6 protein-coding genes are annotated in these 9,453 nt (G+C 63.3%); all 6 read right to left on the bottom strand.

Going from position 1 to position 9,453, the window contains the following annotated elements:
* Window positions 1-154: 154 nt before the first annotated feature.
* The 6 genes from DU29_RS0128660 to kdpF all read right to left on the bottom strand — a co-directional run bounded on the left by DU29_RS0128660 (window position 155) and on the right by kdpF (window position 9,290).
* A complete protein-coding gene (locus DU29_RS0128660) occupies window positions 155-853 on the bottom strand; it encodes a response regulator (protein WP_028624772.1) in 699 nt (232 codons plus the stop codon).
* 49 nt (window positions 854-902) lie between these two features.
* Window positions 903-3,554, bottom strand: coding sequence for a sensor histidine kinase (locus DU29_RS0128655; protein WP_028624771.1), 2,652 nt, complete (start codon window positions 3,552-3,554; stop codon window positions 903-905).
* Between the two features lie 268 nt (window positions 3,555-3,822).
* Window positions 3,823-4,368 (bottom strand): potassium-transporting ATPase subunit KdpC, encoded by a 546-nt coding sequence (kdpC, locus tag DU29_RS0128650; RefSeq protein WP_028624770.1) that lies wholly within the window; start codon window positions 4,366-4,368, stop codon window positions 3,823-3,825.
* 840 nt (window positions 4,369-5,208) lie between these two features.
* Entirely contained in the window at window positions 5,209-7,266 is a 2,058-nt protein-coding gene (gene kdpB, locus DU29_RS0128645) for a potassium-transporting ATPase subunit KdpB (protein ID WP_028624769.1), read from the bottom strand.
* A 230-nt stretch (window positions 7,267-7,496) separates the two neighbouring features.
* Window positions 7,497-9,191, bottom strand: coding sequence for a potassium-transporting ATPase subunit KdpA (gene kdpA, locus DU29_RS0128640; RefSeq protein WP_028624768.1), 1,695 nt, complete (start codon window positions 9,189-9,191; stop codon window positions 7,497-7,499).
* A 9-nt stretch (window positions 9,192-9,200) separates the two neighbouring features.
* On the bottom strand, window positions 9,201-9,290 hold the full coding sequence (gene kdpF / locus DU29_RS01000000130690; protein WP_033051083.1) for a K(+)-transporting ATPase subunit F: 90 nt from the start codon (window positions 9,288-9,290) through the stop codon (window positions 9,201-9,203).
* Between the last annotated feature and the right edge of the window lie 163 nt (window positions 9,291-9,453).

The raw sequence follows: 9,453 nt of genomic DNA, 5'->3' as shown, positions 1-9,453 counted from the left end.
GAGGGGGCTTGCCCCCGTTGGGCTGCGAAGCAGCCCCAGCCCGAGACATGTGGTGAGCCTGAAGAAATCAGATTGTATGGTTAGGGGCTGCTGCGCAGCCCAACGGGGGCAAGCCCCCTCGCCACAAAAGCTTCATCGCCACGCGGCTGTATGTTCAGACACCACCCTCCTCCAGCAACCGGTACCCAACCCCCGCTTCGGTCACGATGAACCTTGGTCGGGTCGGGTCGTCGGCGAGCTTCTGGCGTAAATGCCCGACGACGATCCGCAGGTAATGGCTGTCCTCGGTGTGCGTCGGCCCCCAGATGTCCTTGAGCAATTGCTGCTGCGTGATCACCCTTCCCGGATGCCGCGCGAGTTGCGCAAGCACCGCGTATTCCTTGCGGGTCAGCGCGACTTCGGCGCCGTCGAGCAATACCCGGCGATAGGCCAGGTCGACGGTCAACGGGCCGAATGTCAGTGCCGCCTGCTGAACTTCGCCGGTCGGTGCCTGGCGCAACAACGCGCGCACCCGCGCCAGGAACTCCTGAATGCCGAACGGCTTGGTCACGTAGTCATTGGCGCCGCCGTCCAGCGCTTCGACTTTCTGCCCTTCGCTGGCGCGCACCGACAGCACCAGCACCGGCACCGTCGACCATTCACGAAATTCACGCAGCACTTGCTGACCGTCCATGTCCGGCAGGCCTAGGTCGAGCACCAGCAGGTCCGGTTTGTTCAGCGCGGCTTGCGCCAACCCCTCAGCGCCGGTGCCGGCCTCGAGCACTTTGTAGCCTTGGGACGCGAGGCTGATGCGCAGGAATTTACGGATTTGCGGTTCGTCGTCGATGACCAGAATGGTCGCGGTCTGGCTCATAATTGGCGGTCGCGGCAGGAAGATGGGCGAAGAGTATCAGGCTTCGATTTCAACGCTCACTCTCCAGGGCCGGTTGTTCCTGCAAAGGCAGGTGCAAGGTGATGCAAGTCCCGCGGCCTTCAATGCCGTCGGCAACGCTGATCCGGCCGCCATGGGCGCCGACCATGCCCTGACAGATCGCCAACCCCAGCCCGGTGCCCTGCCCGCCTCGATCACCGCGCGCAGCGGTGTAAAACATGTCGAAAATCTTCGCGCGCTCCTCTTCGGGAATGCCCGGCCCTTCATCGCTGACCGAAAAATAGATTTCGTCATCACCCGAGCCGGCGCGCAGTTGCAGGCGGCCGTGGACCGGTGAAAAGCGCGCGGCGTTTTCCAGCACGTTGACCAGCGCCTGTTCGATCAAGGCGGCGTGGACATACAGCAGCGGCATATCGGCCGGCAGTTCGGTGCTGACCTGCAACGGCGACAGGACGGCGCGCAGGCGATTGAGCGAGCTGCCGATGATGTCTGCCGGGGCCACCCAGTCCCGCGCCAGTTTCAATGCGCCATGGCCGAGACGGGTCATGTCCAGCAGGTTTTGAATGTAGCGGTCGAGGCGTTCGGCTTCATCGCGGGTGCCTTCGAGCAGCTCGCGGCGATCCTCCAAGGGGATCGCCTCGCCTAGCGCCAGCAGGCTGTCGATGCTGCCGCGCATGGACGTCAGCGGTGTGCGCAAATCATGCGAGACCGAGGCCAGCAGCGCGCTGCGCAGTTGCTCGGTTTCGCCATGCAGGCGCGCTGCTTCGAGGTCGTCGGCGAGTTGCGCGCGGGCCAGTGCCTGGGCCAGCGGTTGACTCAGCGCCGTCAGCAAACGCCGGCGTTGGCCGCTCAAGGTCTGGCCTTCTTTGGCGCACACGCCGAGGATCGCCAGCGGCCCGTCTTCAACTGAAAGCGGCCACCACCACCAACGTCCGGCCGGCAGCGTGCCGGTGCCGGCACCGGCCGGTTGGTCGTGCTGCCAGGCCCAATCGGCGGCGGCGCGTTCGGTTTCGCTGAATTCCAACGGACCGCCGGTTTCGACTTTCCAGCCAGCCGCTCCATCGCGATTGAGCAGGCACACGCTTAAATCAGTCCAGCCATCGAGGTGCTGCGCGGCGGCGCTGACCACGGCCTGACGGTCGGTGGCGGCGGTGAGTTTGCGCGACAGATCGAGCAGTTCGCTGGTCTCTTCCTGAGTGTCCCGTAGCGCTTGCAACTGCCGACGCTGACGCGCGGCAAGGTTGCCGGTGAGCGCGGCCATCAGCAGGAAAAACAGCAAGGTCAGCACGTCTTCTTCGCGCTGAATGCTGAAGGAAAAATTCGGCGGGATGAATAGAAAATCGTAGGTCAGGAATGACATCGCCGCGCACGCGAGCGCCGGGCCGAGGCTGCTGCGCACCGCCACCAGCAGCACGGCGGCGAGGAACACCAGCGAGATATTCGGCAGCGGCAGGACGCTGGCCACGGCCCAGGCGAGCGCGGTGGCCAACAGCGTCGCAACCAGCGCGAGCGCGTAGTCGAACCACACCAGCGAAAGTGCCGAGCGTTGCCGCGGTGGATGCTGCGGGTGGTCGCTGTCGAGGACGTTGATTTCCAGTCCGCGCGCATCGCGCAACAAACGTGACGCGAGGCCGCCGCCGAACAGGCGTCGACGCAGGCGCTGCCGGGACTGGCCGACCAGCACCAGGCTGGCGCGGCGTTCGGCAGCGTGCTGAATGAGGGTTTTCGCCACCTCGCCAGCGCGCAGCAACACCACTTCGCCGCCCAGACGTTCGGCCAGTTGCTGGGCGCTCTGCAGGCGCAAGCGCGCTTGCTCATCGCGCGCGCTGCCGTTGTCGACGTGCACCAGGCTCCAGGGCAAATGCCGCCGCTGGGCGACGCGGCTGGCGTGACGCACCAGGCGCTCGGCGTGTTCATCGCCATCGACGCCGACCAGCAAGCGACCGCGCACGGCGGGCGCTGCCTGGCCGAGTTGGCGATAACCCTGGGCAAGGTCATTGTCGACTTGCGCGGCGGCAGTTTGCATCGCCAACTCACGCAGCGCGGTGAGGTTGGTCTGGGTGAAAAACGCATCGATGGCCGCCCTCGCCTGCTCCGGCACGTAGACCTTGCCGTCGCGCAGGCGCTCGAGCAGTTCGCGGGGTGGCAGGTCGATGAGCAGCAACTCGTAGGCTTCTTGCAGAACCCAGTCGGGCAGGGTTTCGCGGACCTGTACGCCAGTGATTCCGCGGACCTGGTCGTTGAGGCTTTCGAGGTGCTGGACGTTGACGGTGGTGAACACGTCGATGCCGGCGGCGAGCAGCTCCTGAATGTCTTGCCAGCGTTTCGCGTGACGGCTGCCGGGGGCGTTGCTGTGGGCGAGTTCGTCGACCAAGACCAGCTTCGGTTTGGCCGCGAGCAGGCCGTCGAGGTCCATTTCTTCGAGCATCACGCCACGGTATTCCGAGCGCACCAGCGGTTGCTGGGGCAAGCCGCCGAGCAGGGCCTCGGTTTCGGCACGGCCGTGGGTTTCGACGACGCCGGCGAGGACTTTGACGCCCTGGCGCAGTTGCGTGTGCGCGGCTTGCAGCATGGCGTAGGTCTTGCCGACACCGGGTGCAGCGCCGAGGAAAACCTTGAGACGGCCACGGCCATTGCGGGGCAGGTCTGCGAGAAGCGCGTCGGCGCGGCCGGAGTTGCTCATGCTTGAAGCTCACTTTATTCAGAGGTTGAAAGGGTGATTGCTCTATCGCCTTCGCGAGCGGGCTCGCTCCTACAGGGGAATGCATTCTCCTTGGGTTGGTGGTGACTTTTGGGCCGCCTTCGCGAGCAAGCCCGCTCCCACAAGGGATAGCATTTTTCTGTGGGGTGGGTGGTGGCTTTTGGGCCGCCATCGCGAGCGGGCTCACTCCTACAGGGGAATGCATTCTTCTGTGGGAGCGGGCTTGCTCGCGAACGGTGGCGCCGCTGATTTACAGGTTTTCCAGCGCGGTGTTCAGCGCCAACACGTTTACCACCGGCGGCCCTACCAGCGGCTGTTCGATGTGTTCATCCAGCAGTTGCTGCACCTTCGCCACCGGCAGGTGACGCGCTGCCGCGACACGCGCCAGTTGATAGGCAATTGCGGCTGGAGGCAAGTGCGGATCGAGGCCGCTGCCGGAGGTGGTCAGCAGCGCCAGCGGCACCGGACCTTGGCCAGGCACCAGCAGTTTGTTGGCATCGTCAATCACCCGAGTGGCCAGGGCCGGGTTGCTCGGTGCCAGGTTGCTGGCACCGCTTGAGACGGTGGCGAAGGCGCCGGCGGATGGGCGCGGGTGGAACCAGGTGTCGCCGGTGAAATCCTGGGCGATCAGGGACGAGCCGCGGACCTTTCCGTCGGCATCGTGGATCAGGCTGCCGTTGGCCTGGTCGGGGAATGCGACCTGGGCGATGCCGGTGACTAGCAAGGGGTAAGCGATGCCGGTGATGAGGGTCATCAGCACCAGAAGGCTAAGGGCTGGGCGTATCATTTTGGTCATTTCAGATTCCTCGAATTCTTAGGGAAAACACCAAACTTCTGTGCCACCACACACCTGTGGTGAGGGGATTTATCCCCGTTAGGCTGCGCAGCAGCCCCTGGATCTGCAAATTCATTTCTTCTGGCACACTGCATTTATTGGGCTGGGGGCTGCTGCGCAGCCCAACGGGGATAAATCCCCTCACCACAAAAGCCGCTTGCCACAGAAGCTCTGCTGCAGCTGCCTATCGTCAAACCACATGCAGCGCCCTCTGGATCGAATTCTGCGGAAAAACACCAAGTTTCTGTGCCACCACACACTGTGGTGAGGGGATTTATCCCCGTTGGGCTGCGCAGCAGCCCCTGGATCTGCAAACTCATTTCTTCTGGCACACTGCATTTATTGGGCTGGGGGCTGCTGCGCAGCCCAACGGGGGTAAACCCCCTCGCCACAGAGATCTCTCACTACACACATCTCCTTACTACAGAGATCTCCTCACCACAGAGATCGCTTACAACCGAGGCGTCCACCTCACTTATGGGGCACTTCACTGTTGGGGCATCACACACCTGTGGTGAGGGGGTTTACCCCCGTTGGGCTGCGCAGCAGCCCCTGGATCTGCAAATTCATTTCTTCTGGCACACCGCATTTGGGCTTGGGGCTGCTGCGCAGCCCAACGGGGGTAAACCCCCTCGCCACAGAGATCTCCTCGCCACAGAGATCTCCTCACCACAGAGATCCCCTCACTACAGAGATCCCCTCACTACAGAGATCTCCTCACTACAGAGATCTCCTCACCACAGAGATATCCTCACTACAGAGATCCGCCCACAACCGACGCGGTGCCACAGCGACTAATCATCAAACCAGGTGCAGCGCAGTCAGGAGCATGTCGATCGCTTTGATCCCCACAAACGGCACCACCAACCCGCCCAGTCCATAGATCAGCAAATTGCGCCGCAACAACGCTGCCGCACTCGCCGCTTGCACCCGCACGCCGCGCAGCGCCAGGGGGATCAGCACGACGATGATCAGCGCGTTGAACACAATCGCCGAGAGGATTGCGCTCTGCGGACTGCTCAACTGCATGACGTTGAGCACGCCCAGCTGTGGATAAATCGAGGCAAACAGCGCCGGCAGGATCGCGAAGTATTTGGCCACGTCGTTGGCAATCGAAAACGTCGTCAGCGCGCCACGGGTCACCAGCAATTCCTTGCCGATCTGCACCACGTCCAGCAGCTTGGTCGGGTCGCTGTCGAGGTCGACCATGTTGGCCGCTTCACGCGCCGCTTGCGTGCCGTCGTTCATCGCCATGCCGACGTCCGCCTGAGCCAGGGCCGGGGCGTCGTTGGCGCCGTCGCCGCACATCGCGACCAGGCGACCGTCGTTCTGCTCATGGCGGATGCGCGCGAGTTTCTTCTCCGGCGTGGCCTCGGCCAGCACGTCGTCGACGCCCGCCTCCGCCGCAATCGCCGCCGCCGTCAGCGGGTTATCGCCGGTGACCATCACCGTGCGGATCCCCAACTTGCGCAGTTCGGCAAAGCGCTCGCGGATGCCGGGTTTGACCACGTCTTTCAGATGGATCACGCCAAGCAATTTGCCGTCAGCGCAGACCAGCAACGGCGTGCCGCCGCTCTGCGCGATCCGCTCGATTTCCCGTGTCAGTGCCGGGGCCAGATCGGCGCGTTTAAGGCCGACGAAATCCAGCAGCGAATCCACCGCGCCTTTGCGGAACACGCGGCCCTGATAATCCACGCCGGACAAGCGCGTCTCAGCACTGAACGGCACGCCGGTCAGCAACTCGGCGGCAGGCTCGGGTTGCGGATGCAGACTGCGCAAAAACTCGACGATGGATTTGCCTTCCGCCGTGTCATCGGCCAGTGATGCAAACAGCGCACCTTCGGCCAGTTGCATGGCGCTGACGCCGGGCGCGGCATACACCGCCGTGCAACGCCGGTTGCCGAACGTGATGGTGCCGGTTTTGTCCAGCAACAGCACGTGCACATCCCCCGCCGCTTCGACCGCGCGACCGGATTTGGCGATCACATTGAGGCGCACCAGCCGGTCCATCCCGGCAATCCCGATGGCCGACAACAACCCGCCAATCGTCGTCGGAATCAGCGTGACCAATAACGCCACCAGGAACACCAGCGGCAGGCTGCCGTTGGCAAAGTGCGCGAACGGTTGCAGGGTGACGACCACCAGCAGAAAGATCAGGGTCAGGCCGATCAGCAGAATGTCCAGCGCCACTTCGTTCGGGGTTTTCTGCCGTTTGGCGCCTTCGACCAGGGCGATCATGCGATCGAGTGTCGACTCGCCGGGGTTGCTGGTGATCCGCACCAACAGCCAATCGGAGACCAATCGAGTGTTGCCGGTGACCGCCGAGCGATCGCCACCGGACTCACGAATCACCGGAGCCGATTCACCGGTAATCGCCGCTTCGTTGACCGCCGCGATGCCCTCGATCACCTCGCCGTCACCCGGGATCATTTCCCCCGCCGCGACGCGCACCACATCACCTTTGCGCAGGCTGGCGGCGGGCACGATCTGGAAGCTGCCGTCGGCGGCTTTGCGACGTGCGCTGAGGCCTTCGCTGCCGGCCTTGAGGCTGTCGGCGCGGGCCTTGCCGCGACCTTCAGCCAGCGCCTCGGCAAAGTTAGCGAAAAGCACGGTGAACCACAGCCACAGGGCGATTTGTGCGGCGACAAACGTTGGCACCGCCGGGTCGGGAATGAAGCACAACACAGTGGTGAAAATGGCGGTCAGTTCAACCACCAGCATCACCGGCGAACGCTTCAACTGGCGCGGGTCAAGCTTGACGAAGGCTTGCAGCAACGCCGGTCGCCACAGTGCGGACATTGCGGTTTTCGGTTGTTCCGGTGCCTTCGAGGCAACCGGTTTGATGGCGGGCATGTTCATTGTTCTGCTCCTAAAAAGAGATCTGAAAACCAGTACCCAACAGCCATGCGCAATCCGATCCGTAGCAGCTGGCGCAGCCTGCGTCCGGCTGCGCAGCAGTCGTAAAAAACCTGAGCACCTGGTTCTCCTGACGCAGCGCGTGGGGAAGGTGAACGACTGCTTCGCAGCCGGACGCCGGCTGCGCCAGCTGCTACAAAGAGCGGGTTTTGGCTGACTGATGGGCATCAGGCTCAGAAGCCCAGGCTCAAGTGTTCAGCAATCGGACCGAGCGCCAGCGCCGGCAGGAAGGTCAAACCGCCCACCAGCAAAATGGTCACGGTCAGCAACGTCACGAACAACGGGCCATGGGTCGGGAAACTGTTCGGGCTGATCGGTGCGGCTTTCTTCATCGCCAGGCTGCCGGCCAGCGCCAGCACCGGCAGGATGTAGCCGAAGCGGCCGAGCAACATGCCGAACCCGAGCATCAGGTTGTGAAACGCGGTGTTGGCACCAAAGCCGCCGAACGCCGAGCCGTTGTTCGCGCTGGCCGAGGTGTAGGCGTAGAGCAACTGGCTGAAACCATGGGCGCCGGGGTTGCTCACCGAGGCCACCGGGCCCGGCAGGCTGGCGGCGATTGCGCCGAACACCAGGACGCCGATGGGCATCACCAGCAGCGTCACCACGAGCAATTGCACTTCCTTGGCCTGGAGTTTTTTGCCGAGGTATTCCGGGGTTCGGCCGATCATCAGGCCCGCAAGGAACACCGCAATCAACACGTTGAGCAACATGCCGTAGAGGCCGGCCCCGACGCCGCCGAAGATCACTTCGCCGACCATCATGTTGACCATCGCCACCATACCGCTCAGCGGATTAAGGCTGTCGTGCATGGCATTGACCGAACCGTTCGATGCGGCCGTGGTGGTCACCGACCAGAGCACGGTGGCGGTGGTGCCGAAGCGCGCTTCCTTGCCTTCGAGCGGCGCAGTCTGTTCGACGGCGGCGTTGCTCAGGGTCGGGTTCGGTTGATATTCGGCCCACAGCGAGGTTGCCCCACCGATCAGGAACAGCGCGAGCATGCAGGCGATGATCGCGCGGCTCTGACGCAGGTCTTTCACGTAATGGCCGAAGGTGAACACCAGCGCGGCCGGGATCAGGATGATCGAAGCCAGCTCGAACAGGTTGCTCCAGGCGGTCGGGTTCTCGAACGGGTGCGCCGAGTTGACGCCGAAGAAACCGCCACCGTTGGTGCCCAGTTGCTTGATCGCAATCTGGCTGGCCGCCGGGCCGAGCGGAATCACCTGATCGACGCCTTGCATCGTCACTGCATTCACGTACTGCGCGAAGGTTTGCGGCACGCCTTGCCAGACGAGGTAGAGCGCCAGCAGCAGGCACAGGGGCAACAATCCGTAGAGCGTGGCACGGGTCATGTCGACCCAGAAGTTGCCGACGGTGCGGCTGGATTTGCGCCCGATGCCGCGACACAGCGCGACCAGCACGGCCAGGCCGGTGGCGGCGCTGACGAAGTTTTGCACGGTCAGGCCGACCATCTGGCTGAGGTAGCTGAGCGTGGCTTCGCCGCTGTACGACTGCCAGTTGGTGTTGGTCATGAAACTGACGGCGGTGTTGAACGCCTGCGTCCACTCCTGGCCCGGCAGGTTCTGCGGGTTGAGCGGCAGGTAATTCTGGAACAGCAGGATCGCGAACAACAACACAAAACCTGCAAGGTTGAAGGCGAGCAAGGCCAGGGCGTATTTCTGCCAGCTCTGCTCGGTCTGCGGATCGACGCCGGCGACGCGATAACAACCGCGCTCGAGCGGGCCGAGAACCGGCGACAGCCAGGTGCGCTGGCCTTCCATTACTTTGTAGTAGAAGCGCCCAAGAAACGGTGCCGGTATCAGCACCAACGCGAAGAAGGCCAGAATCAGCCAATAATCATAACTGTGCATTAGCCGCCCCTAGTTCCGGTCCGCGCGCAACAGCGCCACCAACAGATAAATGAACAGCCCCGCTGCCAGCAGCAGCGACACCCCGTCCAGAATGCTCATGGGTCAATCTCCGTGTTACGGCGTGTTGCCGCGTGTGGAGGTATTGTCGGGAGAGAGGGTGTAAAGGCGCGAGATCGAGGGGGTGGGTGGGGTATAAAGAATGTGTAAAGAGTGTTGGGGGGGGGTTGGGTCGGACGCGTTCTGAATGTTGGGCGTTGATCGC

The organism is Pseudomonas sp. Ant30-3, from assembly GCF_000690905.1.
GTDB lineage: Bacteria > Pseudomonadota > Gammaproteobacteria > Pseudomonadales > Pseudomonadaceae > Aquipseudomonas.
The sequence above is the reverse complement of the archived record's forward strand: the minus strand, read 5'-3'. Positions and strand labels throughout refer to the sequence as shown.